25 protein-coding genes and 1 tRNA gene are annotated in these 25118 nt (G+C 64.5%); 14 read left to right on the forward strand and 12 right to left on the reverse strand.

The features are described 5' to 3' along the window. Positions 1-80 precede the first annotated feature (80 nt). From NGK62_RS07400 to NGK62_RS07410, 3 genes are read left to right on the forward strand one after another with little or no spacing between them, the layout of a single operon-like run. Positions 81-1064 carry a Bug family tripartite tricarboxylate transporter substrate binding protein gene (locus NGK62_RS07400; RefSeq protein WP_251877895.1) on the forward strand — a complete coding sequence of 328 codons (984 nt, stop codon included), beginning with the start codon at positions 81-83 and terminating at the stop codon, positions 1062-1064. 14 nt (positions 1065-1078) lie between these two features. Continuing rightward, positions 1079-1867, forward strand: coding sequence for a maleate cis-trans isomerase family protein (locus tag NGK62_RS07405; protein ID WP_251877897.1), 789 nt, complete (start codon positions 1079-1081; stop codon positions 1865-1867). After that, on the forward strand, positions 1848-2876 hold the full coding sequence (locus tag NGK62_RS07410; RefSeq protein WP_223283375.1) for a M14 family metallopeptidase: 1029 nt from the start codon (positions 1848-1850) through the stop codon (positions 2874-2876). The genes NGK62_RS07405 and NGK62_RS07410 overlap by 20 nt, the downstream gene beginning before the upstream one ends. A gap of 306 nt (positions 2877-3182) precedes the next feature. On the opposite strand, the gene NGK62_RS07415 is transcribed toward NGK62_RS07410, so the two are convergent. Then, positions 3183-3258 (reverse strand) — tRNA-Lys (locus tag NGK62_RS07415). Positions 3259-3410: 152 nt separating this feature from the next. Next, on the reverse strand, positions 3411-4157 hold the full coding sequence (locus tag NGK62_RS07420) for a 3-oxoacyl-ACP reductase family protein (protein WP_251877899.1): 747 nt from the start codon (positions 4155-4157) through the stop codon (positions 3411-3413). A 115-nt stretch (positions 4158-4272) separates the two neighbouring features. On the opposite strand from NGK62_RS07420, the gene NGK62_RS07425 reads away from it, so the two are divergent. Next, positions 4273-4890 carry a TetR/AcrR family transcriptional regulator gene (locus NGK62_RS07425; RefSeq protein WP_118932628.1) on the forward strand — a complete coding sequence of 206 codons (618 nt, stop codon included), beginning with the start codon at positions 4273-4275 and terminating at the stop codon, positions 4888-4890. Between the two features lie 4 nt (positions 4891-4894). Beyond that, complete coding sequence (locus NGK62_RS07430; protein ID WP_251877901.1) at positions 4895-6484, forward strand: sensor domain-containing diguanylate cyclase; 1590 nt, start codon at positions 4895-4897, stop codon at positions 6482-6484. A gap of 3 nt (positions 6485-6487) precedes the next feature. Here NGK62_RS07430 and NGK62_RS07435 read toward each other — a convergent pair whose 3' ends face one another. Continuing rightward, on the reverse strand, positions 6488-8575 hold the full coding sequence (locus NGK62_RS07435) for an AsmA family protein (protein ID WP_118932626.1): 2088 nt from the start codon (positions 8573-8575) through the stop codon (positions 6488-6490). A gap of 346 nt (positions 8576-8921) precedes the next feature. Between NGK62_RS07435 and NGK62_RS07440 the strand changes: the two genes are divergently transcribed. Further along, a complete protein-coding gene (locus tag NGK62_RS07440) occupies positions 8922-10844 on the forward strand; it encodes an LTA synthase family protein (protein WP_251877903.1) in 1923 nt (640 codons plus the stop codon). A gap of 19 nt (positions 10845-10863) precedes the next feature. Here the strand turns inward: NGK62_RS07440 and NGK62_RS07445 are convergent, their stop codons facing one another. Further along, positions 10864-11469: a DNA-3-methyladenine glycosylase I gene (locus NGK62_RS07445; protein ID WP_251877905.1), complete on the reverse strand. Its 606-nt coding sequence runs from the start codon at positions 11467-11469 to the stop codon at positions 10864-10866. Between the two features lie 239 nt (positions 11470-11708). Between NGK62_RS07445 and NGK62_RS07450 the strand changes: the two genes are divergently transcribed. Then, a complete protein-coding gene (locus tag NGK62_RS07450) occupies positions 11709-12170 on the forward strand; it encodes a YkgJ family cysteine cluster protein (protein WP_059373686.1) in 462 nt (153 codons plus the stop codon). A 12-nt stretch (positions 12171-12182) separates the two neighbouring features. Here the strand turns inward: NGK62_RS07450 and NGK62_RS07455 are convergent, their stop codons facing one another. Next, positions 12183-13046: an alpha/beta hydrolase gene (locus NGK62_RS07455; RefSeq protein ID WP_251877907.1), complete on the reverse strand. Its 864-nt coding sequence runs from the start codon at positions 13044-13046 to the stop codon at positions 12183-12185. Between the two features lie 186 nt (positions 13047-13232). Further along, a complete protein-coding gene (locus NGK62_RS07460) occupies positions 13233-14015 on the reverse strand; it encodes a helix-turn-helix domain-containing protein (RefSeq protein WP_251877909.1) in 783 nt (260 codons plus the stop codon). Between the two features lie 104 nt (positions 14016-14119). Here NGK62_RS07460 and NGK62_RS07465 point away from each other — a divergent pair, with 104 nt between their 5' ends. The 3 genes from NGK62_RS07465 (at position 14120) to NGK62_RS07475 (ending at position 15373) form a co-directional block, all read left to right on the forward strand. Further along, the gene (locus NGK62_RS07465; RefSeq protein WP_054457561.1) at positions 14120-14560 is read left to right on the forward strand and encodes a Fur family transcriptional regulator; all 441 of its coding nucleotides are present in this window, start codon (positions 14120-14122) and stop codon (positions 14558-14560) included. Beyond that, positions 14557-14976, forward strand: a complete 420-nt coding sequence (locus NGK62_RS07470; protein WP_059373688.1) for a hypothetical protein — start codon at positions 14557-14559, stop codon at positions 14974-14976. The genes NGK62_RS07465 and NGK62_RS07470 overlap by 4 nt, the downstream gene beginning before the upstream one ends. Positions 14977-15085: 109 nt before the next feature. Beyond that, on the forward strand, positions 15086-15373 hold the full coding sequence (locus NGK62_RS07475) for a hypothetical protein (RefSeq protein ID WP_059373689.1): 288 nt from the start codon (positions 15086-15088) through the stop codon (positions 15371-15373). 12 nt (positions 15374-15385) lie between these two features. Here the strand turns inward: NGK62_RS07475 and NGK62_RS07480 are convergent, their stop codons facing one another. The 5 genes from NGK62_RS07480 to NGK62_RS07500 are packed head-to-tail and all read right to left on the reverse strand — an operon-like array spanning position 15386 to position 19804. Further along, entirely contained in the window at positions 15386-16405 is a 1020-nt protein-coding gene (locus NGK62_RS07480; protein ID WP_251877911.1) for a fumarylacetoacetate hydrolase family protein, read from the reverse strand. Further along, positions 16402-16944, reverse strand: a complete 543-nt coding sequence (locus NGK62_RS07485; protein WP_251877913.1) for a VOC family protein — start codon at positions 16942-16944, stop codon at positions 16402-16404. The genes NGK62_RS07480 and NGK62_RS07485 overlap by 4 nt, the downstream gene beginning before the upstream one ends. 8 nt (positions 16945-16952) lie before the next feature. Next, positions 16953-17930 carry a Bug family tripartite tricarboxylate transporter substrate binding protein gene (locus NGK62_RS07490; RefSeq protein ID WP_118932619.1) on the reverse strand — a complete coding sequence of 326 codons (978 nt, stop codon included), beginning with the start codon at positions 17928-17930 and terminating at the stop codon, positions 16953-16955. Between the two features lie 30 nt (positions 17931-17960). Next, positions 17961-18164, reverse strand: coding sequence for a hypothetical protein (locus NGK62_RS07495; RefSeq protein ID WP_059373693.1), 204 nt, complete (start codon positions 18162-18164; stop codon positions 17961-17963). Further along, the gene (locus NGK62_RS07500) at positions 18161-19804 is read right to left on the reverse strand and encodes an FAD-dependent monooxygenase (protein ID WP_251877915.1); all 1644 of its coding nucleotides are present in this window, start codon (positions 19802-19804) and stop codon (positions 18161-18163) included. Before NGK62_RS07500 ends, NGK62_RS07495 begins: the two co-directional genes overlap by 4 nt. A gap of 100 nt (positions 19805-19904) precedes the next feature. On the opposite strand from NGK62_RS07500, the gene NGK62_RS07505 reads away from it, so the two are divergent. Next, entirely contained in the window at positions 19905-20708 is an 804-nt protein-coding gene (locus NGK62_RS07505) for a helix-turn-helix transcriptional regulator (protein ID WP_059373695.1), read from the forward strand. 35 nt (positions 20709-20743) lie between these two features. On the opposite strand, the gene NGK62_RS07510 is transcribed toward NGK62_RS07505, so the two are convergent. After that, on the reverse strand, positions 20744-21697 hold the full coding sequence (locus NGK62_RS07510) for a LysR substrate-binding domain-containing protein (RefSeq protein ID WP_059373696.1): 954 nt from the start codon (positions 21695-21697) through the stop codon (positions 20744-20746). Positions 21698-21861: 164 nt separating this feature from the next. Here NGK62_RS07510 and NGK62_RS07515 point away from each other — a divergent pair, with 164 nt between their 5' ends. From NGK62_RS07515 to NGK62_RS07525, 3 genes are read left to right on the forward strand one after another with little or no spacing between them, the layout of a single operon-like run. Continuing rightward, the gene (locus NGK62_RS07515; protein WP_118932617.1) at positions 21862-23202 is read left to right on the forward strand and encodes an MFS transporter; all 1341 of its coding nucleotides are present in this window, start codon (positions 21862-21864) and stop codon (positions 23200-23202) included. A 45-nt stretch (positions 23203-23247) separates the two neighbouring features. Then, positions 23248-23964, forward strand: a complete 717-nt coding sequence (locus NGK62_RS07520) for a hypothetical protein (protein ID WP_251877917.1) — start codon at positions 23248-23250, stop codon at positions 23962-23964. Between the two features lie 43 nt (positions 23965-24007). After that, positions 24008-24955, forward strand: a complete 948-nt coding sequence (locus NGK62_RS07525) for a PDR/VanB family oxidoreductase (protein WP_251877920.1) — start codon at positions 24008-24010, stop codon at positions 24953-24955. The last annotated feature ends 163 nt before the right edge of the window (positions 24956-25118 follow it).

The following is a 25118-nucleotide window of genomic DNA, read 5'->3' on the forward strand; positions in this document are numbered from 1 at the left end:
TCCACGGCTGCCGAGCGTCCGTCCGGTCGCGACAAGCACTCGCATACGGCGAGCGCATACACACACACAAGGAGAAAACCATGAGAAATGCCTATTCCAGACTGCTCGCCGTGTCCGCTTGCGCTGTAGCAGCCTACTTCGGAGGCGCAGCCCAGGTCTGCGCCGCCTATCCGGAAAAGCCGATCACCATCACCGTACCGTTCCCCGCCGGAGGCGGCGTGGACGTGGTCGGCCGACTCTACGCGCAGCAGATCACCGAGAGCACAGGGGCGAGCATCGTCGTGGAGAACCGTGCCGGCTCGGGCGGCATCATCGGCGTAGGTGCGATCGCTCGTTCGAAGGCGGACGGATACCAGTTCGTGATGGGCAGTCCGGGCAATATCAGTATTGCCCCGAGCGCCTACCGCTCGCTCAGCTACGATCCCGCGAAAGACCTGCAGGCCGTGGCCATGGGCGTGCAGATGCCCATCCTGCTGGTGGCCAGGCCGGATGCGCCGTTCACCACAGTGGCCGAACTGATCAGCTACAGCAAGCAGAATCCGGGCAAGCTCACCTATGGTTCCGGGGGCACGGGGACCTCGCTGCACCTCGCGGGCGCCATGTTCGCCCAGATGGCTGGAATTAACGCCCTGCACGTGCCGTATAAAGGCTCGACCCCGGCATTAATCGACTTGATGGGCGGGCGCGTCGACTATATGTTTGTCGACACGTCTGCGATGGCGAATGTGAACGCAGGAAAGATCAAGCTGCTGGCAGTCACCAGCGGCAAGCGTTCGACTTTGCTGCCGGATACACCGACGGTCGCGGAATCGGGGCTTCCGGGCTACGAAGCCATCAATTGGTATGGTTTCTTCGCGCCCGCCGGCACACCTCCCGAAGCGGTGCAGTGGCTGCACGACAAGATACAGGCAGCCCTGGCCGAGCCAGCCCTGGCGAATAAGCTCAAGAGCCAGATGGTCGAGCTACCGCCCGCCATGGACAGCGCCGCCTTTGCTCAATTCGTTGCCGGCGATACAGCCAAGTGGTCGCAGCTGATCAAGGCAATGAACCTGAAGCTGGATTAAGGGCGGAGGCTCGCATGATTCGTCCCGTCGCGCGCATCGGCGTGCTACTGCCGGAAGGCAATATCACCTGTGAAGTCGAGTATCCCCGGTTGGGGCAGTCCGATGCCAGCTTCCATTTCCAGCGGTTGCATCGCGACGGCGCGGCGCTATCGGCCGAGTCTCTGCTGACGCTGCATCGCGGTGTCGACGCGGCGCTGGCCGCGTTGCGCGACACGAGCCCGCGGGCGTATGTGTTTGCGTGCACGTCCGGGACCTTCCTGGCAGGACATGACAGGCATGACGATGCCGCTGCGCGGATCCGCGCAGCCACCGGGTGCCCGGCCATCACGACCGCCAGCGCGCTATTACAGGCATGCAGCGCCCTGACCGTGCGTCGACTCCACATGCTGGCGCCATATCCCGACGCGATCACTCGCCAGGAGGCCGAATTCCTGGCGTTTCACGGCGTCGACGCCAGCCACTACGACACCCTGGAATGTCGCGACGGCAATGCCATACGCGGATTGGACGAGAGCACGGTGTACCAGCGTCTGATGGCACGCGCCGACGACGCGCGTCGCGCTGACGCTGTCTTCCTGAGTTGCACCAATATGCCAACGCTAGGTCTGATCGAAGCACTAGAAGCCGATCTGGGCGTGCCCGTTTTTTCGTCGAATACCGCCACGGCCTGGGCGGGCCTACGACTGGCGGGCGTCGCCGGCGATACCCCAGCGATTGGCGTGCTCGGCCGGCAGGCACTGCCCGAGCGCGCGCACTTTTCTACCACTTTCGATACAAGGAACCATGATGGGCGTCATCCGTGATTTTCTTTCTGATTTTTCGGGCCCCGCGCTCAAGCAGGGCGCGATCGACGTGGGGACCATGGCATCCGGCATGGCCGTGGAGCTGCCTTTCGTAGCCATTCGTGGTGCCCGACCAGGCAAAACGCTATGGCTCAATGGGCAGGTCCATGGCGATGAGATCAACGGCATCCTGGCGGCCCTGCGCTTCGCGCGCAGCCTGGACCCAGCCACCATGAGCGGCAATGTGGTGGTCACTCCCACGGCCAATCCCCACGCACTGGACAGCCGTCGGAAACGCAATCCATATGACGATCTCGATCTCGACCAATGCTATCCCGGCAACCCGGGCGGCCTGATCTCCGAGCGGCTGGCACATGCACTGATGCAGGAGATCCGCGGCACCGCCGACCTGCTGATCAACCTGCACACCATGAACGCGCTATTCGATTCACGGGTCTACGCAGTCTACAAGGTGCATCCGGACAGTCCATTGTCTGAAGAGGCGCTACTGGATCTGATTGCGCTGTTCGAACCCAACGTCGCCTGCCGCATGGATGTGGGTGGCAAGGGTGAACTGCCGGGCAATATCGCCGGCGCACTCGACTATCAGTGCCTGGCGTTGGGTATACCAGCATTCATGCTGGAACTGGGAGGCGGCAGCCGCTGCGAGATCGCCAACGTCGACCAGGCCGAGCGCGGTTTCGCCCGGCTGGCTGCACGCCTGGGAATCCTTGACGGTCAGGCCGACGACTTCGTCGCCAAGCGCGTGCGACGCGTGACCCGGCGCGGCTGGTTGACCTTTGCGCATGGCGGCCTGTTCATGCCGGCGGTCGAAGCCGGCGTCACGCTGCCGGCCGGCAGCCTGCTTGGCGCGACCATGGATCTGCACGGCAATCCACTCGAGAGAATCGAGCTTGCGCATGATGCCGTGGTCATCGGCTTGCGCCGTGATCCCGTCGTGCACACGGGCGAGCGCGCCGCGTTTGTCGCGCGAGAATGGGAGGAAGTCGAAACTAATATTGCACGATAAGCGCCACGCTTCATCTTGATGGCACGGATGCGTTTGCGGTCACCGGCCGCATTCCGCCAAGAGCTGCCTGTACTTCTGACCATTCTTCGCATCGGGCCGGCTCTCGCCTATTCCCATGGCATCCCGCTCCTGATGCTGAAAGAACTTGGGGCTGGGAAACCATCGATATGGTGAAGCGCCATGCACGCCTGGCGCCAAGCCACCTTGCAGCCCATGCGCCACGGTCAAGTTTTGGTCAAACTCGGCGGGGTAATGAAAAACGCCCTAGTCGCTTAGCGACTAGGGCGTTGATTTCATTATGAATTCTGGTGGGCTGTGAGTGGCTCGAACACTCGACCTACGGATTAAGAGTCCGCTGCTCTACCAACTGAGCTAACAGCCCTGCAACTTCACTCAGTTTCGTCCGCTTTGCTGCGCGTTTTTTAGTCCGCTGCCGCTGCGTTTCGTTATGTGTGTAGTGCGAAGAAGAAAGATTATATGCAGCTTTTTTGGTTTGTGCAAGTCACCTGGAAAAAAACTTTTCCCAGGCCTGCCTCAAGCCGCAAATCCGCCATCCACCGACAGGCTCGCGCCCGTGACGTAGCGCCCTTCCGGCCCGGCCAGGAACGCCACCATGCCGGCGATATCACGCGCCTCGCCGTAGTGCGGCAGGGACAGTACCGCCACCAGGTCCGCCGCATGCGCGCCGTCGGCGGGATTCATGTCGGTGTCGATCGGGCCGGGGTGCACCACATTGGCGGTAATGCCGCGTGCGCCCAGGTCGCGCGCCAGGCCCTGGGTCAGGCCGACCAGCGCGGACTTGCTGGCGGCATACAGCGCAACGCCTGCGCGGCCCGCGCGGCCTGCCAGGCAGCTGCCGATGTTGATGATGCGTCCGCCGTCCGGCATGGACGCCTGTGCCGTTTGAATGGCGACGAACGGCGCGCGAACGTTGACGTCCATGGTGCGCTCGTAGTCGTCGAGGCTGGTTTCGCCGATCGTGCCGGTCAGGAAGATGCCGGCGTTGTTGACCAGCACGTCTATCGGTCCCAGTTCGGCGACGGCCCGGTCGACCGCGCCGCGAACCGCGGACGCGTCCGCCGCATCTGCCTGGATGGCGAGCGCGCGGCGCCCGTCCACCGACAGTTCGCGTACCAGCGCCTGCGCGCCGGCGGCCGAGGAAGCGCTCACATAAGTGAAAGCCACGTCGGCACCATCGGCCGCGAGGCGGCGCACGATGGCGGCCCCGATCCCCCGGCTGCCGCCGGTGACGAAGGCAATTTTTCCAGTCAGATTCGGCATTGCGATATCCACATTTGTAGTGATCAATACAAATATATTCGCCGAGCGCAGTGACGTCCGTCAACTATTTTTTTATCGACCACCACAAAATTCTCTGACGAGTAAAATCACGCCCATGGCAGAACGTGGGCGCCCCAGGAACTTCGATCGTGCCCAGGCCTTGCGCAAGGCCATGGACGTCTTCTGGTCGAAGGGATATGACGGAGCATCGCTGACCGACCTCACGGCGGCGATGGGCATCAATTCGCCCAGCCTTTACGGCGCATTCGGCTCAAAGGAAGGACTATTCCGCGAAGCGGTGGAGCTCTACCGCGAAACCGAGGGCAGCTCGGCGCGACGCGCGCTGCAAGAAGCGCCCACGGCGCGCGAAGCCATCCAATCCATGCTGCTGGCTTCCGCAGAACGCTTCACCGCTCCGGGTACGCCGTCGGGCTGCATGATCGTGCTGAGCGCGCCGGCAGGCTGCGTGAATCAGGCCGGCGTGGGCGACTTCCTGGGCGACAACCGCCGCGACATGCAAAGCCGCATCCTGGCCCGCCTCAATGCTGGCGCATCCGATGGCGAACTGCCCGCCGGCGTCGATCTCAAGAGCCTGGCCGCCTTCTACACCACCGTGCTGCATGGCATGTCGATCCAGGCGCGCGACGGCGCCAGCCGCAAGACCTTGCAAGCCGTGGCCAGACAGGCGATGAGAGCCTGGGACGCGCTGACCGAAAGCATACCTAACGGATAACGCCATGTTCCGGATCAACCTGCGGCATCTCATCCTGTGGATCAGCTTGCTGTCGGTTCTGCTCGCGCTGATGGGCAGCCTGCATGCCAGTTACCTGGTGCAGCGTGATCTTCTGCTGCGCACCGCGCTGGAACTCAACCAGGCCTACGCCTCCAAGCTGGCTTCCGTGACCGACGTGTTCCTGACCGACCTCAGGAACTATCTGTCGTATAGCGCGGAGATGCTGGCCGACATGGAAGTGCATCCCGAACACATGGCGGCCGAGACGCAGCGCCAGGAACGGCAGCTCGGCCAGTTCAACTCCACGTTTGTCGTGTCGCCACAAGGCACGGTACTGGCGGCATCGACCTCGGACCGCGCGTTGCTGGGCCAGCAACTGAACAGCGAGGCCGTCAGCCGCGCGCAGGCGACCTTGCACCCGACGGTCAGCGCCCCGTTCATGGACCTCAAGAACCGCTGGCTGATCCTGTACACCCACCCGATTTTCTCGGCCGACCACCGCTATCTGGGGTTTCTCGGCGGCACGCTCTACCTGCATGAGCACAACATGCTGGATCACCTGCTGAGCCAGCACTTCTACCGCGGCGACTCCTCTCTTTACGTCATCGATCGCAACGGCACCCTGATCTATCACCCCGACCCCGGCCGCTTGGGACAGAGCGTCTCCAAATCCGACGCGTTCGCCCCCGCCTTGCGAGGCGAAACCGGCGAAATGCGCTTCACCGACGACGACGGCCACGCGTTGCTGACGGGCTATGCGCCAGTGCCCAGCATGGGCTGGAGCATCATCGCGCAACGCCACGTCGACGCGACCTTGCAACCTCTGGGCGATCTGCTTCTGACCACCGCTCTCCATACCTTGCCGCTGCTGCTGCTTTCAGTGGCCTCCATCTGGCTGCTGTCGCGCTGGATCGCCCGGCCGCTAGGCGAACTGGCCGGCATCGCCAAGCACATGCAGAACGCGGATTCAGCGGATCGCATCCGCAACGTGCGCTCCTGGTACTTTGAAGCCGCGCAACTCAAGCGCGCGCTGCTGGCGGGGCTGTCCTCGATCCACCACAAAATCCGCGACCTGCGCCGTGAAACCACTACCGATACCTTGACAGGCCTCTTGAACCGGCGGGGAATGGACGAGGCGCTGGCGCTGCTGCAAGCCGAGAAACAGCCGGTGGCGGCCGTAGTCATCGACATTGACCACTTCAAGCACATCAATGACCGCTACGGCCACGCGGAAGGCGATCGCGCGCTGCAATCCCTGGCCAAGCTGATGAGCGACGGTTCGCGCAGCGGCGACACCGTGGCGCGCGCCGGCGGCGAGGAGTTCGTCATGCTGCTGCCCGGCGCCCCCCTGGAAGCCGCCATCGCCCTGGTGGAGCGGCTGCGTCAGCGCATTGCCACCGAGCCGGGCGCCGTCGCCACGCCCTTCACCATTTCGGCGGGAGTAGCGGCCTACCCCGCGCATGGCGCGACGCTGGACGCCGTACTGCAACGCGCCGACCAGGCGCTCTACTACGCCAAGAACCACGGCCGCGACGCCGTCTGCGTGGCGGACGACGACGCCCAGGCCGGAGCGCGCCGGGCCTCGCCGGCCTGAGCTCTATTTGCCTTTGGACGGAGCGGGCGGCGGCGCCTTGGGCGGCACGCGCATCTGCTTCAACAAGGGACCGCAGGCATTGTCGTCGGTGGTGCTGGGCGCAACCAGCGCCAGCAACCCGGCGGCCGGCGTCAGCAGTACGCCCAGGGCCACCATGCCCGCGCCGCGCGCCGCCAGGGGCAGCACATGCACCCCCACGTCCGGCGAGCCGAAGGTGCCCCGTACATACAAGGGAGAGCGCAGCGAGAAGATGCGGAAGCCCTTGCTGTCCGGGGTGATGTCCAGGTCCATCTTCTCGTTCTTGAAGTCAGCCGTGCCGGTGATGCTGATCAGCGCGTTCTCGGTGTCGAACACGAACACGCGCGGCGTCATCACGCCGTTCTTCATTTCCAGGTCGGCCGCGCCGCAATTGATCTTCACCTCGTCGTCGCCGAACAGCTTGGAGACGACGTAGTTGCCCACGTTGAGCCCCGCGATCTCCATCAGGCTGCGGCTGATCACGCCATCGTTGACCAGCATCTTCACATCGCCCGTCGCGGTGCCCAGCAGGGCTGCGACCGAGTTCCCCGCGCCGCTCAGCGCCATGTCGCCATTCAGCTCGCCCAGCGTTTTCTGCATGGCGGCGGTGGAGGGGAAGAGTTGCTTGAGCCGCAAGCGGCGCGCGCTGATGTCCACACGCCCGGTCAGGGTCGAGCCGGAGCCATCCAGCCGTATGGTCGAATTGATATTGCCGCCAGCCATGCCGAAGCGCAACGGTTCCAGCGTGAGCTTGCCATCCTGCAGCACCAGGTGCACGGACAGGTCCGACAGCGGCAGCTTGCTGTCATGCACGATGCGGCCGGCATCCAGCGCAACGTCGGCATCCATGTCACGCCAGCGGTCGGTACGGAATGCCTGCGTGGGCAGCACCTTGCCCCCCTTCGGCTTGGCCGGCGCGTCCTTGGCCTTGTCCGTTTCGGCGCCCGCTACCTTGCCCGATGGCACGCCGATCAGCGGCCCCAGGTCCTCCATGCGCAACTGTTTGGAGGAAAGCTTGCCGGTCAGCTTGGGCCGGGGCATGCCCAATGCGAAACTGATGTCGCCATGCAGATCGCTGTTGCCCACCTTGCCGTTGAAATCCTTGTAGTCGAACACTGCCCCGCCGGGATTGCGCAGCTTGGCCACCAAGTGGCCGTCGGTGGAATACGGCGGCGTGTCCGGCAGCGTGACGCCCGTCAGCGGATATAGCTGCGCCATGGACGCGCCAGACAGCTTCAAACGCAGATCCAGCGAGCCGAGGTTGACCGGATCGGTCAAGGTTCCCGCGATTGAAGCCCGGGTACCGCCGATGGTTACGTCCGCCTGCACAGGAAAAGGCTGCCTGGCGTCCTGCAGGGCCAGCATGCCGCCGACCTTGCCTTCGCCCTTGGTGGCCAGGCCCTTGAACTTGCCGTCCAGCTTCCAGCCGAATACGTAGTCGCGCGGCGACGGTGCGGCCCCGCCCTCTTCCGCTGCAAAGGCTGCCCCGGCCACGTCGGCGAACGGCACCGGCTTGCCCAGGGGATCGACCAGCACGGTCAGGTCCGCCTTGAGGACTTCGTCCATCAGCGCCACCCGGCCCTTGTCGAAGCCAATCTCGTTGATGTCCAGCACCCAGGGCGAAGGCTCGCCGGTTTCTGGCAGCGTGAACTCCCAGTTGGCGCGGCCGTCGGCCAGGCGCTGCAGATCGGCGGCGGGTTCGGTCAGCTGGATGCGGCGGATGACCACGCGCTGGCGCAGCAGCGGCAGGAGCGCCAGGCTGAACTCGCCGCGCTTGAGGGTTGCGAACTGGGGCGCCTTGGCCCAGGGCGCATTGGCCACGGAGATATCGTTGGCAATGACATGCGGCCATGGCACCCAGGCCCGCCAGCCCCCCTCGTCGGGTTCGCGCGTCCATTTGACGCTGAGATCGCCGTTGATGGCGAAGGAGCGCCCGACCGCGGCGCTGGCCCGCTCATTGATGAAAGGCTTGGCGCGATTCCAGTCGAAGGTGGCGATCACGGCCACCAGTACCGCCACGAGGAGCGCCGCTCCCCCTACAATCCCGATCGCTATTTTTCCTGAGCGCGTCATGGTTATTATCCTTGGCATTGCGGCCGGCGTACCGCTGCCGGCCCTCGTTACCGTCAAGGGTATCGCGGCCTGCGGCGCCGGCCAGGCTTTCCGGCCCCATAATGTGTGCGGATTTTTCCTCGCCAGGCTCTCCAGGCAGCGCCACCCGGCACGCGCCAGCCGGGGTTTGCCCAGCATGGCGCGTGCCCGGCCCCGTGGCGGCCGGTTACAAAACGAAATAGCTCCGCGCGGCGAAATGTGACCCAGGCATCGGCGCCTACCGAATTTTCGACGCCGGCAACGCTCAAATGCCTGAACGACAGACCCCGGCCCCTCGGACCGGGCAGCAGAACAACCTGGAGGCCCGATGCGGCATTCGACCTTGATTTTCGTGGTGGCGGCATTTGCGCTGCTGACGCTCAGTCGCCTGGCGCTCGCCGCTTGGCAGTCCAAGCGCGTGCGCGATGCCGGGGGGCTGATCCCCCTGCTGCTGGGAGGGCTGCGCATCGATGCGCACCAGATCGCCGTGCTGGCGGCGCTGCCGGCCGTGCTGTCGCCCTTGTTCGGCCACATCCCGCTGGCCGCCACGCTGGCCGGCTACTGGTACTTGGTCGCCTTCATCCTGCTGGCCTTTCTGGAAGTCGCCACCCCGCCCTTCATCCTGGAATACGACTCCCGCCCCAACCGCCTGTTCGTCGAATACCTGAAGCATCCGCGCGAAGTCTCCGGCATGCTCTGGCGCGGCTACAAGGGCGCGCTGGTGGGCGGCCTTGCCGTGGTGGCCCTCATTGGCTGGGGCGCCTACAGCCTGTTCGGCCACGCCCAGCCCGACGCGCAACTGAGCTGGTGGCAGATGCCGCTGGCCAGCCTGGCCATTCTCGCCATCGTCATCCTGGCCATCCGCGGCACGCTGGGCCACCGCCCGATCAACCCGTCCTCGGTCGCCTACAGCTCGGACGGCATGCTCAACACGCTGGCGCTGAACTCGCTCTACAACGTGTTCTACGCCATTTACAGCATGAAGAACGAAAAGTCCGCCTCGGCCGTATATGGCGGCATGGACGACGACAAGATGCACGGGACGGTGCTGGCCCAAGCCGGCCTGCCCAACCCGCCCGCCAACCCCGACTATCCCAGCCTGCACCGCCAGGTGGCCACGCGCAAGACGGCGCGGCCGCTGAACCTTGTGATCATCCTGGAAGAAAGCCTGGGCGCGCAATATTGCGCCGGCCTGGGCGGCGCCGACCTGACGCCGGAACTGGACGCCCTCGCGCGCGAGGCCTGGACCTTCACCCGCGCCTATGCCACCGGCACCCGCTCGGTGCGCGGGCTCGAAGCGGTGGTCACTGGCTTTCTGCCCACTCCCGCCCAGGCGGTACTGAAGCTGCCGCGCTCGCAGCGCGGCTTCTTCTCGCTGGCCGATCTGCTCGGACGCCATGGCTACCATTCGCGCTTCATCTACGGCGGCGAATCGCACTTCGACAATATGAAGGGCTTCTTCCTGGGCAACGGCTTCAAGCAGATCGTGGATCGGCCCGATTTCGTGGACCCGGCCTTTGTCGGCACCTGGGGCGCGTCGGACGAAGACATGTTCAATCAGCTGGATCGGCTGCTGCGCGAAGATGGCGACCAGCCCACCTTCACGCTGGCCTTCAGCGTGTCCAACCATTCGCCCTGGGAGTACCCGGCAGGCCGCATCCAGACCGACGGCAACCCGGCCACCGTGGAAAACACCGTGCGCTACGCCGACTGGGCGCTGGGCCGCTTCTTCGAACGCGCCAAGGCCTCGCCGTACTGGGAAAACACCGTGTTCCTGATAGCGGCGGATCATGATTCCCGCGTCTTCGGCGCCAGCCTGGTGCCCGTGCGCCACTTCCATATTCCGGCCGTGATCCTGGGCGCCGGCATCGAGCCGCGCCGCGACGACCGCCTGATCAGCCAGATCGACCTGGCGCCGACCCTGCTGTCGCTGATAGGCGTGGACACCGAGCACCCCATGATCGGCCACGACCTCACCCGCAGCACGCCGGGCCGGGCGATCATGCAGTACGACAACACCTACGGCTATCTGAAGGAAGACGAGCTGCTGGTGATGGCGCCCAACAAGACGCCGCTGCAATATCGCTACACGGCACCCGAGGAATACGCGCCCGTGCCGCTGGACCCGGAGCTCGCCGCCGAGGCGCTTGCGCACGCGCTGTGGCCCAGCTGGGCCTATCGCGAAGGCCGCTACAGCCTGCCGGAACAGGCTGGCGCATCATCCGCCCCCGGCGACAGGCCTGCCGCCTGAGCCCCCTGCCCCGCGGCCGCTACGCCGGCCGCTTGAATGCCTTGCGGGCTTTCTCGCTGGCGGCGTGGCAATGGCAATCAGGGCTGTGGTCATTCACCATGCCCACCGACTGCATGAATGCATAGACGGTGGTGGGCCCGACGAACTTCCAGCCCAGTTTCTTCAGCGCCTTGGACAAGGCCTCGGATTGCGCCGAGGTCGAGGCGCCGCGGGTCGACGGTGTCCCCTTCGGGGCTTCGAAACGCCACAGGTAGGCGCCCAGCGAGCCTTCGCGCTCGATCATTTCCAGCGCGCGGGCGGCATTGTTGATCACGGCTTCGATCTTGCCGCGATGGCGCACGATGCCGGCGTCGTCCAGCAGCCTCAGCACCTCTTTTTCGCCGAAGCGCGCCACTTTCGCGGGCTCGAAGTTGGCAAAGCCGCGCCGAAACGCGTCGCGCTTGGACAGGATGGTGCGCCAGCTCAACCCCGACTGGAATCCCTCCAGGCAAAGCTGCTCGAACAGCGCCCGGTCGTCGCCCTCGGGGTAGCCCCATTCGGTGTCGTGGTAGGCCATGTACTCGGCGGAGGTGTCCACCCAGCCGCAACGGATCAGACCGTCGGGGGATTCGGTATTGGCGTTCAAGGCAGGCTCCTGGGCGCTATCGGGGCTACCGATGCTACCGCAGCAACGTCCCCGATAAAAGTCCGCCCATGCGCAAAAAAAGCATGGCGGCCGCCGATCATATCCCGCTACTATTTGCAGCCCTGATCCCGCGCCGGCCCTGTCCGCGCGCGTCCCGGCGCTGTACGGGGGGTCTGCGTCATGCGGCCCGTTTTGCGAGCCAGCCGGGGCCTGGACAGGTTTTCAGCCTTCCGCGCGCCATGTCCCTGCTAGAGTCCTCTCTCATTTCCTTCGTCTCGCCTGCCGTCCTGGCTGGCGATGACCCGGCCGCCAACCCCTGTCTGGACTGCGGGGCATGCTGTGCGCATTTCAGGGTGTCGTTCTATTGCGGCGAACTGGCCGGCGAGAACGGCGGCCATGTGCCGGTGGAACTGGTGACCCAGATGAGCCCGCTGCGCGCCTGCATGAAGGGTACGGAAACCGGCGGCGGCCGCTGCATCTCGCTGCGTGGCGAGCTCGGCCAGCCCGGCATCCATTGCGCCATCTATGAAAATCGCCCCACGCCCTGCCGGGAATTCGACATCTGGATGCCGGACGGCTCGCCCAATCCGGATTGCCAGCGCCTGCGCCTGGCGCTGGGCCTGGCCCCGGTGCCGCCCCGGCCGGACGCCGAGAACGACCCGCAAGGCCCCCTGCACCCCAACCAGCCCGCCGCGGCCTGAGGCAGCGGGTTTTCAGCCGGCGCAGGAATGGCTGGCCTGCGCCAGCATCGCCTGCCCGGAGCAAACGTCGGCGGCGGGCGCCGGAACCCGCTTGCGCATGCGGACGATGTTCGGATCCTTGCCCAGAAAGCCCAGCACATTGCGCATCACCCGTTCGCGCTCCTGGTCCACGCAGATCATGTGATAGCTGTCCTGCAGCATCACCACCGTCGACTGGGCAATACGCTGCTCCAGGAAGCGGGCTGAGCGCGGGCTGGTCAGTTCATCCTCTTCCGCGTGCATGATCAGGGTCGGGCAGCGCATGCGCTCCAGCCCGCGCCGGACCATGGCGCGCAGCCGGTCCACCTGGCGCACGCAGGCCAGCGGCACCCATTGGTAATGGAACCCGTCGCCGCGCGCAAAGCCTGCCTTGATGAAGGCGCGCACCAGTTCACTTTTGACGCCATATGGATCTTCCTCGCGCACCCGGATCCGCCGCCGCAGGCCCGGCAGACGGTACGCCAGATAGCGCACGGCCCGGTACCAGGGGGTGCTCCACCCATCCAGGAACACTGGCGCGGACAGCGATACCAGCGCGCCGCGCGCGTGCGATTCGCGCTTGCAAAGCTCCACCGCCAGCAAAGCGCCCAGGCACATGCCGATCACGTGCAGCACCTCGTATTGCGCGCAAAGTTCGCGATAGCGCTGCGTGACCACCGCCATCCAGTCCTCGACCGTCACATCAAGCAGATCTTCCGGACAACCGGCGTGGCCGGGCAAGGTCACGCCGTGGGGTTCGACCCCGGCGCGCGCCAGCACCTTGTGCATGGCGCCCATGTCGAATTCGGTGCCGCCCAAGCCGTGGATAAGCAGCGCGCCAACGCGTTGCTGGCTCACGGCGCACTCCTGGCCGGCGGCAACGCCAATAAAAACAAGTCATTCATGAAACACCCCTGAAGCATGGCGGGCAGGACGAAAAGGCCTGTCCGACCCTGGCGTCATACTAGGCAGGGGGTGTCCGGGAAGATCGGCAAAACTGTCGGAGAACAGTGAAAATCCGTAAAGCCCGCGGCCGGGGCCGCGCTACTCGCGTTCAGCCAGGTAGCGTGTGGGCGTCACGCCGAAGGCGGCGCGGAAGCTGCCGATGAAGGCGCTGGTGCTCTCGTAACCCACAGAGAGGCCGGCCTCGGTGACGGAGCCGCCGCGGCAAAGAAGCTCCAAGGCGCGCAACAAGCGCGCCTGCTGGCGCCATTGCCCCAGCGTGACGCCCGTTTCCTGGCGGAAGCGGCGCATCAATGTGCGCGAGGACATGCTCAGGCGCTGCGCCCACTCATCGATGCCGGCGGTGTCATCGGGCCGGTCCAGCAGCGTATTGGCCAGATCTTGCAAACGCGGATCGGCAGGCATGGGCAACAGCACGGGTTCATGCTCGCGCTGCTTGAGTTCTTCCAGCAGCACGTCGAACAACTGTTCCTGGTAGGCGGGAGACAACGTCGTGTTCGGCTGGACCGAGGTAAAGCGGTCCATCAGGGCTTCGATCAGCCTGGAAGCGGGCCAGGAGCGGCAGCGGTCCGGCAGGCGCTCGCAGGCATCGCGGCGCACATACAGGAAGGACCCGCGCGCTTCGCCGAACCAGCGTGCGCCGTGCTGCACGCCCGGCGGAATCCAGCCCAGGCTGCCCGGCATCACCGTCCAAACCTGGGCGCCCGCCTGCACCAGTACCAGCCCTTCGTGCACGAGCACCAGCATGCCCTCGTCATGGACATGAGAAGGTACGGCAATGCCTTTGGATTCACGCCGTCCCTGGACGCTGAACGGCGTCAGCAATACGTCCGGCAGGGGAGGCGCCACGGCCACGTGAAGCATGGTTGGCAGGTTTGAGCTACAGGTTGACGGTTTCCGGTGAGCGGGCCCAGTTGGAAATGTACATCATTCTCACCTGGATATCAGCCACGCAAGGAAAACCTCCCATGGACCACTCAAGACTGCGCCATGCCGGCATCAAGGCCACCTTCCCGCGCATGAAGATCCTGGATCTCTTCTATCAACATGCCGGCCTGCACATGAGTCCCGCCGACATCTACCGCAACCTGCTCTCGGACAGCAGCAACATCGGCCTGGCCACGGTTTATCGCGTCATCACGCAACTTGAAGGCGCCGGCCTGCTCAAACGAACTCAGCTCGACGCCCACACCACCGTGTACGAGCTCAACGACAAGGGACACCACGACCATCTGGTCTGCACCGATTGCGGACGGATCCTGGAGTCCAGCGACCCGGCCATGGGCCAGCTGGTCCGGAAGATCGCCAAGCGCAGCGGCTTCCTGCTGGACTCCTACAGCCTGGTGCTTTATGGCCACTGCGGCTGCGGCAAGAACGCCGCCGCCCTTCCTCACGGAGAATTCGAATGAACCACGAACAGTTTTTCTTCCACGACCTATCCCAGTTTCCCATCGTCACGTCCAGGCATGGCGGCGCGCCCGACGGCTATTCCGCCAGCTGGATACGCGAAATGGAGATGCTGGTGGACAACCCCCAGAGCTTCGTCATGGTCGTGCCCGACATGCGGCAGGAAGCCGGCCAGGCCGACCGCAAGGCCATGATCGAATGGCAGACCGCCAACATGCCGCGCCTGAAGGCCCGTTGCCGGGCCTTCATCGCCGTGGAGGGCAATGCCGAAGCGCTGGACAAGATCCGCAAACGCGGCGAAAAAATGACCCGCGCCTTCGGCGTGCCATTCCTGGCCGTGGCCACCGCCGGCCAGGCGGCGCAATGCGCCCGTGAACTGCTCGGCCAGTCCGGCCCGGGGGGCTTTATCGTGGACTAGAAGGCTCCGTCGATTTAAGAGTTGGCCGCCAGCGCCGTTGTCCATTGATGTCAAGGCGCTGGTACCCGCCGGGTAACGCGCCCCCTCAACCCAGGACCGGCCGCCCAGCATGAACCGCGCACTCGCCTGCATTTTTTGCCAATCGACGCTTGCGCAAGGCGCCCCGCTGCTTGAACAAAACGGCGCAGCCATCTGCAAGACCTGTGCCGACAGCTTCTCGGCCCGGTTCGCAGAACGCTCCTGGACCATGGCGGCCACCCTGCAGGAACAGCTCGACGTGTTGCTGGAGGAAAGCCGGCGCGCCCTGGCGCACAGTGAATTGATGGCGGAGCGCGCCCGCAGCTGCGGCCTCAATCTGCATGATCTGTCGGCCATGCCGGCGCGCACCCTGTCCTGAAATCCCCAACCGTCAGCGCCCGCTTCCCGCGATTTCCACACGCTGGTCGATGGCGCCGAACGGCGCCTCGCCATCTGGTCCGCGCGCCAAGATGCGGACGCGGTCGCCATGCCGCAGATAGGGCGGCAGCTGCGCTTCGGGCACACCGTCGAGCTGGGCGCGGACCCGCGCCTCGGTAATGCAGGCGCTGCCCGCGCCCGGATCCGCATTGCTGATGGTCCCTGCGCCGACGATGCTGCCCGCCGCCAGGCTGCGCGTTCTGGCAAGGTGCGCGATGATCTGGGCGAAGTTGAAGACGATTTCGCTATTGGCGTGGGGCTCGCCGAAGCGCTCGCCGTTGATTTCGATGCGCACGGGCAGGTCCAGCATGCAATCCTTCCAGGCGGCGCCCAGCGCGTCCGGCGTCACCGCAATAGGCGCGAAGCTGGTCGCCGGCTTGCTCTGGTAGAAGCCGAAGCCCTTGGAGAGCTCACCCGGAATCAGCCCGCGCAGGGACACGTCGTTGAGCAGGACCACCAGGGCGATCAGATCGGCTGCCCGGGCGGCATCGGTGCCCATGGGCACATCCTTGGTGATCACGGCGACCTCGGCTTCCAGGTCGATCTGATGGGCCTCGTCGACCGCCACGATGGCATCCTGCGGCCCGATCATCACGTCCGACCCGCCCTGGTACACCAGCGGCTCCTCTTCGTAGCGCGGCGGGATTGGCTCCCGGCGCCACTGGTAGATCAAGCGCGCATGATTGCGGTAGACGGAGGCATCCGCCCACTGATAGGCCCGTGGCAACGGGGCCATGCACTGGCTGGCGTCGAACGCGCCCGCTCCCGCCCACTCGGCGGCGTCGAGCTCCTGCGCGCGGCGGGCGAGCTGCGTCGCCAGCGCGTCCCAATCATCCAGCAGGGTTTGCAGCGTAGCGGCGCAGCTCCCCGCGGATATCCATCGCAGGCCCGACGGGCTCACCAGCATCAGCTCGCCGTCACGCGTGCCGTTCCTGCGCGTTGCCACGCGCAATGGCAAAGCAAGCTTGCTCATGCCAGCCTCCCCGGCGCCGCCGCGACGCCACGCTTGTGCTCGGTCCAGCGGTCCAGCGCCGCGCGGGCCTCCCCCACATAACCTTCGACGACTTCCGGCGCGGCCACTTCGACCGTCAGCTCCAGCCGCAAGCCGTTGGGATCGAAGAAGTAAATCGATTCGATGTAGCTGTCGTGATCCGTAACGCCGACCACCTCCACGCCGTGAGCCTCCAGCCTGGCCTTCATGGCAAGCAGATCGTCGCGCTGCGGCACCCGCAGGGCAATGTGATTGACCCATCCGGGCGTGTTCGGCGACGGCAGCGCCGCGGTCTGGTCGCCCAAGTCGAAGAACGCCATGCAGGAGCCGTCCCGCATGCGGAAAAAAATATGCACGTAGGGGCAGTATTCCCCAGTGCTGGGCACGGAGTCCTTCTTGATGACGTGCACCAGCGGCAAGCCCAACAGGTCTTCGTAGAAGCGCCGGGTCTCCTCGGCGTCCCGGCAGCGCCAGGCGAAATGATGCAGTCCCTGCACGGGACGGGCGGCAGTATGGTCCATGCGATTCCTCAATCGAGCGATATCTTGTTGGCGCGGATGACTTCGCCCCAACGGGCAGATTCGGCACGCGCCAGGGTCCTGAACTCATCGGGCGTTCCGGGCAGCGGCTCGAAACCGAACTCGGCAAAGCGCTTCACCACCGCAGGATTGGCCAGCGCCGCATTCAGTTCCTGGTTCAGACGCCCAACCGCTGGCGCCGGCATGCCCTTGGGGCCGAGCATGCCCTGGAACGCAAACACCTCGGCGTCCGGCACGCCCAGTTCGGCCAGCGTCGGCACCTCCGGCAGCAACGGCGAACGGGCCTGCGAGCCGATGGCCAGCGGCCGCACCTTGCCGGCCTTGATGATGGATGCTCCCGAAGCCAGGTCCAGGAACATCACCGGCACCTGCCCGCCCATCACGTCCTGCATGGCAGGCGCGGCGCCGCGGTAGGGCACGTGCGTCAGGCGCACGCCAGTGCGGCTCTGGAACAGTTCCATGGCCAGATGATGCGGCGAGCCGTTGCCGACCGAGGCGTAGTCCACCTTGCCCGGCTCCGCCTGCACGCGCTCCATGAACGCCCTGAAATCCGCAGCGGGAAACGCCGGGTTCACCACCAGCACCAGCGGGAACTTGCCAATGGCGCCGATATACGTGAAGTCCTTTTCCGGACTGAAGGCCAGCTTGCGGAACAGGTGTTCGTTGAAGGCCAGCACGCCGTTGTCCGCCGACATGACGGTGTAGCCGTCAGGCTTGGCATTGGCGACCTGCTCCGCGCCGATGTTGGTCGCGGCGCCCGGCCGGTTGTCGATGATGATCTGCTGGCCCAGCGCGGCGCGCATGGACTCGGCCAGCGTGCGCGCAAGGTTGTCGGTGCCACCGCCCGCGGGATACGGCACAACCCACTTGATCAGTTGGTCGGGATACTTGGCCTGGGCGCGGGCCAGCGGCGTGGCGGCGGCCAGGGCCGTGGCCCCCAGCGCCTCGAGGAAATGGCGTCGGTTCAAGTCTGTCTCCTTTGGAATGGTCGTCGCCGATCAGTCGGCTGAAAGCGAGGGATCGGGCAGGTCACGCAAAGCCTGCTCGATGGCGTCCAGGCAACGCTGCTCGTCCTGGACCTGCTCGAACAGCAGCAGGGCCAGGCGCGCCAGAAACAGGGACTCGCGTCCGCGCCCGGCGGTTGCAATGGCATTGCTGCAGCGCGCATAGATGCGGTCCTGAACCGCGGCGTCGGCAATCATTGAATGGCTCCTTGCGCCCCGCAGGCGCGTTCGATGGCGGACAGCACCGTATCCAGCGATGGCGAGCGCCACCGGCCGCAGACATGGCCGTCGGGCCGCAAGAGGTAGGCCGTGCCGGCCTGCGGCGACTCCGCGTGCGCCGCTGGCGCGGCACAGCGGCAAGGCAGAAACCGCCACTCGGGCGAAGCCGTCAGCGCTTCCAAGGCCTGTTGTTCCGGCCAGCCGTCGAACGCCAGCAAAGTGAAACTGCCGGGGGTCAGCAGATCGGTCAGGTGCCCGCCGTCCTCCGTCCCGCCATCCGCCAGCGGCGCGCCCGGCGCCCAATCGCCGCCGTCCTCGTCATCCGTCGACAAGGGCGATCCCGCGTAGGCGATGGCTCGCGTCTGCCGAGGATTGACCAGGCGCGCAATGCCCGGATGCCGGCCCGCCAGCGACAGGCTGGCCTCGCGCATCAGATCGAAGCCGCGATGCGGCGGCGACATGAACTCGGTGCTGCGCATGGCGTTCTCGGCATTGATGTGGAACGCCTGCCGCCGCTCGCTGCAATAGCTGTCCAGCAACGTATCCGTGCCCTTGCCTTGCAGCACGGCCGCCAGCTTCCAGACCAGGTTGTCGGCGTCGTCGAAACCCGAATTCAAGCCGCGCACGCCGAAAATCGGCATGGCATGCGCGGCGTTGCCTGCGAACAGAATGCGGCCATGGCGATAGGCGTCCAACGTCATCGCGCCGGCGCGGTACACCGAAGTCCACACCGGCTTCCATGGCAGATGTCCTTCGCCGATGGCGTCCAGATGCGTCTGCACGAATGCCCGCACCTGATCCGGCTGCAGGGCTTGCGCGGCATCCGCGCCGGCCGCCAGTTGATAGTCCACCCGCCAGATGTTGTCCGGCTGTCGATGCATCAGGATGGTGGTCCCGCGCGCCCAGGGCGGGTCGAACCACGCGCGTCGTTGCGCTGGGTACTCGCTGGCGAGCTCGATATCGACGATCGCATAGCGGCCTTGATAGCCCGTACCCTTCAGCTCCAACCCCAGGCTGGAGCGTATGAAACTCTGGCCGCCATCGCAGGCCAGCAGCCAGTCGGCGCGCGTCTCGTAGCTGCCCAGCGGATTCTCGATCCGCAAGCTCACGCCTTCAGCGTCGGCACGGCATTCGGCCACCTTGCTGGCCCAGCGGATATCCACCCACCCCGGAAAGCGGCCGTTGATCTCGTCGATGGCGTCCAGCAGGAACTGCTCGATGTAGTACTGCTGCAGATTGATCATCGGCGGGTACTTGTCGCCCGGCGCCGACGGCATGTCGAACACCAGCACTTCCTCGGTGCCGTAATAGCTGCGGCCCCGGGTCCAGGCCAGGCCCTTCTCCATGAAGGCCGGCGCCACGCCCAGGCGGTCCAGGATTTCCAGGCTGCGGCGCGAGATACAGGCCGCCCGGCTGCCCTCGCAGACCGAGTCGTCGGCCTCGATCACGACGCTGTCCAGGCCCAGTCGGGCCAAGCCCAGCGCGGCCGCCAGCCCCACCGGACCGCCGCCCGCAATCAGCACGCGATGAGGCCGGGCCTCACCGCCTTCCGCGTTGAGCCGGGGCAGCGACGGCGGGAAGCGCCGGTACTCGAAGGGTCCGATTCTTTCTAAGGGCATGCGCAAGTCCTGTCATCAAAAGCCCGTATTGGCTTGCGTCATATTCTGCGGGGCCGGACTGGTTAATATGTCCTAATTAATCAGGACAGACTAACCCGCTATGAAGCTGCTGCCGCTGCCGCCGCGTCCCCTTCCTTCGGGCCAGGCGCTGAGCATCGCACTGATGAATGCAATCGGCGCCGAAAACTTCGCCGCCGGGGTGCTGGACGCGCTGGGCACGACCTTGCCCGCCAGCCATTGCACGGTGTTCGCACTGCGCAGCAGCGGGCGCGTGGAAGCCGTTTCGAGCGCCAGCGCCATCGGCGAGGTCGCGACGCTGACCGCCATCGAGTACCTGCGCCTGGGCTTCGACAAGCAGGACTCCAACATGGTCTGGCTATCCCGGCGCAAACCCGCCAAGGCGCGCCAACTCTGGATCGGGCATCAATTCGCCAAAGAGGTTGCCGATGCCCACTACCGCCGAGTGTGCTACGACGACCCTGGCATACGCGAACGGATGTCGCTGCTGGCCGTGTTTCCCGACGGCTACCGGGTCGCAGTCAGCCTGCACCGGAACTTTTCGTATCCGGACTACGGTTCCAAGGACTTCGAACGCATGTCGCAACACGCGTCCCTGATTGCCGCAGCGGTCATGCGCCATGTCCAGGTAACCCGGCGCGCGCCTGCAGACCAGCCGCTGCAGGTTCAGCTCATGACCAAGCTGTCCGGACGGGAGCGGCAGTTGATCACCCATGTGCTGGACGGGCTGACCACCAAGGAGGCCGCGCGCGAAATGGGCGTGTCGGAAACCACCGCACTGACGTACCGCTACCGGGCTTTCCAGCACCTGGGGGTGCGCAACCATCGGGAGCTCATGGTGCTGTTGGGAGCGAGCGTGCCAAGACGAGGCCGGCCGACTCGCTGAATCGGGTCGACAAGAGCGTCGTCATCATGAACAAGCTAGTCGTGCTCTATCCCAGGAGCCCGAACCTTCCGCCTCGACCTCCCCGCCTTGCTGGAAGCAACCATGGCGTCGCGAGCCTCAATCAGACACTCGATGAAGCATTCGGCCGCCGGCGTAGGTGGCGACTCCTTCCGAGCAAGAATCGAGATGCGGGCGGAGGGAAGCTCATGCGTCAATTGCATCATGCGCATGTGCGATGGCAGCAGCTCGTGTTCAAACAGCGGGCGCACAAAAATGCCCAGCGCATCGCTTTTTGCCATGATGGCCAGCGCGACGGCTACCGAGTGGCACGAGATGATGTCGCGCGGCAAGGGTAAACCGTGAGCGGCGAAAGCCATTTTCACCAGGTTCGCGGGAGCTCCCGTGTTTCCCGGCACCAACCAGGGCGCGTCGTGCAATTCAGTCAGGCTGCGGGCCCGGCGCAGTGGATGGCCTAGGCGCGCGCCTATCGCAAGCGGCAGGGTGAACAGAGGCCGATGCGCGAAGCCATCGTTGATCTCCCCGTCGTATTCCGTTTGCACAAGAAAATCATAGCGGCCTGAATCCAACTGCTCATGGCTGTAGGGTGGTCCCACTTCGTTGAACGCAACGGCCACCCGCGGCATGCGCGCGCGGAAAGCCACAAGCGCGTCCGGCACGACGACCAGCGCCGCGGAACTTACGGCCAGGCTCAGAGTGCCTCCCTCGCCGTCGCGCATCTGGCCAATTTCATCGCGGGCCCGGCGGGTCTCCTGCAGGATGACGATCGCCCGCTTGTACAAGGCTTCGCCATAAGTGGTCAGCTCCACGCCTTTGACACTGCGGCGTACCAGATCTACTCCCACGCTCTGCTCAAGTTCGCGCAAGCTGCGTGTCGCAGCAGGTTGGGTCACCGCGAGCGCACGCGCAGCCGCTCGGATGCTGCCATGCTCGGCAATCAGCGCGAAGGCGCGCAATTGGCGTAGGTTCATGCATTCGGCTCCGGTAGGTCCCGCGGGGTATATAAAAAAAAAGAAAGAACGGAACAAAATTTCTGTCTTTTTTTATTCTATGGCATCCGTATAGTGCCTGCGAAGGGAAGCCCAAGGTCTGGATCCACGGACCGGCAACCCACTAAACAGACCAGGGGAAACCAATGTCTATCGCAATCGCAACGGTCGCACCCGGCGCGCTGCATACGCCGTCCATGCGCCGGCGGGTCATTGCCGGCACCACCATTGGCAACGCACTAGAGTTCTTTGATTTCACCGTTTTCACTTTTCTTATCCTCGTAATCGGCCCTCTGTTTTTTCCGGCCGCCTCCAGCTATGGCCAACTGCTGCTGACCACCGCAACTTTCGGCGTAGGCTTTCTGATGCGCCCCGTCGGCGGCATGCTGATCGGCTCCTACGCCGACCGCCACGGCCGGAAGGCAGCCATGACGCTGACGCTGTCGATGATGGGCCTGGGCTGTGGCCTGATCGTCGTGGCTCCCACCTATGCACAAATGGGCATGGTCGGGCCAATCATGATGGTGATGGCTCGCCTGATCCAAGGCTTCGCCGCCGGCGGCGAAGTCGGGGCCTCGACCACCCTGTTGGTCGAACACGCTCCGCGCGGCAAACGCGGCTTCTATTCCAGCTGGCAGTATGGCAGCCAGGCCCTAGGCGTAATGGTCGGGGCGTTGGTCGTGACGCTGCTGACCCACGCACTGAGCGCGGAACAGATGCAGGCCTGGGGCTGGCGCCTGCCATTCGTGATCGGCATCCTCACCGTACCCGTGGGCGCGTACATTCGCCGCAATCTCGACGAAACGCTGGAGCCGCCGCCCCCGGCATCGGGTCAACCGGCCCTCGTGGCCACGCCATCAACGGCCGGCCGCCAGCCCCTGCGCAACATATTCAGCAATTACAAGCTAACTATGTTGAAAGGCGTGCTGTTGGTCACAGGCGGGATGGTCTGCATTCAGGTCATCAACTTCTATATCCCCACGTACGCCCGCCGCGAACTGGGTCTCTCAGCTACCTCCGCGCTGTGGGCAAGCGTGGTCTTCAGCGGCATCAGCTTCGTCGCCGCGCCGTTCGTCGGCATGCTGGCCGACCATTACGGACGCAAGCGCGTGATCTTCTGGTCACGCCTCGTGATGCTCATCATGCTGCTGCCTTCTTTCCACTGGCTGATCGTTGCGCCCAGTGGTGAACGACTGATCGTTCTGCTTGCTGTGCTCTCGCTGCTGGTGGCCCTTCAGACCTCACCTGCGTTCACCATGGTGCCCGAGTTGTTCCCCAAACAGGTACGCACCACTGGCCTGTCCGTCGTATTTGGACTCGGGATTTCGATACTTGGCGGGTTCTCCCAGTTTTTCGTGACTTGGCTGCTCCACGTGACCGGCGACTCCATGGCCCCGGCATGGTTCCTGATGGTGACCATGACGCTTTCTACGGTGGTGCTGTTCTGGATCAAGGACCGCACCCATGACGACATCGACGCCTCGTAAATCTGAGCCAGAGCAATTCAATCGCCCTTCACTGGAGCACAAGAAATGGCAACTGCATCCGCACAATCCACGCGCACCGTGCTGGAATGTGGCTTCAAGATCATCCCCGGCAAAGAGGACAAGTTCGCCGTATTCAACGACGCTCTGTACCCTGTCGCAATAAGCCAGGACGGATTTGAATCCGTGTATGGCGGAGATATCCACAACTCGACCTGGCGTTATGTGGGGGTCCGCTACGCCAGCGCCGAACAAATGAATGCGTGGCATCACCACCCGCGGCACAAGGCCGCCCAAAAGGCGGCATACGACCGCTGGTGGACGGCGGTCTACATGCGCAAATGGCGCGAGACCGCGCCAGGCGAATCCCTGACCGGGAAAGTCATGAATGAAACTCGTCTTGCCATGCCAGCCCCTCTGCATGACACGCAGCTTCATGCCTTGCAAAAAAACCTATCCACTCTGGAAGATCTTGGCGCGTCCCCGTTCGAAACCCTGACGGGAGAATATGAAGCCCAACCCTACCAGCTGATCGGCCCCAACGAGGCCGCCCCGGAGATCGGTGGGGTCTTCTATCTGCTTATCACCCATTGGCCCTCGCCTGCGGCTGCCGACGCCTGGAAAGGTTCGTCGGCATACAAGGCGCTCCAGGAACTCGGCGCACTTACCTCGGACACATTCATGGCTCTGCCTGAGGCCTTTTCTCGCGACCACCTGCGCGAAGACAAGCTGCAACGTGAATGGCAGCTTGAGGCCCATGGCTAGACGATGACGGCGCGCTACAAATAAACACTACGAGGCACGAGCAATGCAAGTCAGAGTCCAATCAACCCGACGGACTGCGGATGACATCGTCGCAGTCGAACTCGTCTCGCTTACGGACGATGCCTTGCCAGCTTTCGAAGCCGGTGCGCACATCGACATCCAACTGCCGGGCAGCATCACTCGTCAATACTCAATCTGCAACGCTCCTCAGGACCGTTCACGCTACGTGCTGGGAGTACTGAAGGCCAGGGAATCCCGGGGAGGATCCTTGGCAGTCCACGCATTGCAGCAGGGCGACATCATCGAGATCGGCAAGCCACGAAATCAATTTTCGCTTGCACCCAAGGCCCGGCACTCCATCCTGATCGCGGGCGGAATCGGCATCACGCCGATACTCTCGATGGCGCAGGCCCTATCCGCTGAAGACGCTTCATTCGAACTGCACTATTGCGTCCGCGCCCGTGGCCAGATTGCATTCTCGGAGCAACTTGCCTCGGCTGCCTTGGCAGCCAAGGTTTTCATCCACGTGGACAGCGATCAGCCCGCAAACACGCTTGATCTGGATGGGTTGTTGGATCGCGCGGCGCCTGACATTCATCTCTATGTATGCGGGCCAGTTGGTTTCATCGAGATGGTCATCGAGCACGCGAAACGTCGAGCCTGGGCTGCTGAATGCCTGCACCGCGAGTTCTTTTCCCCGGTCGCAAGCTCTGCTGACGACTCCTCGCCGTTCGAGCTCGTTATTGCCGGCTCGGGCCTGCGCATCCCGGTTGCATCCCATGAGACCGCCTTAACCGCGCTGCGGTCGGCCGGAATCGATATTCCAACAGCATGTGAACAGGGCATCTGCGGCACTTGCCTGACACACGTTATCGAAGGAGAGCCGGATCATCGCGACGAGTTCCTCACCGAGGAAGAAAAGGCACGCAACGACCAGTTTCTCCCATGTTGCTCACGCGCACGGACGAGCCGTCTGGTCATAGATCTTTGATGACGCCTCGCCGAACAGATACGGTCAGCCATGCCATTTCATAACGCCGGCAAGACAACGCCACCAGGATTCGAGATTCAGATGTGTTCGTACCCTGAATATCCTGGCCCATTCGCCCTATAAATAAAAGTATTCATTGGAACGCAAATTCTGTCTTTTTCTT

It is taken from the genome of Achromobacter sp. Marseille-Q4954 (genome assembly GCF_943737025.1).
Classification (GTDB): Bacteria; Pseudomonadota; Gammaproteobacteria; order Burkholderiales; family Burkholderiaceae_B; genus Achromobacter; species Achromobacter bronchisepticus_A.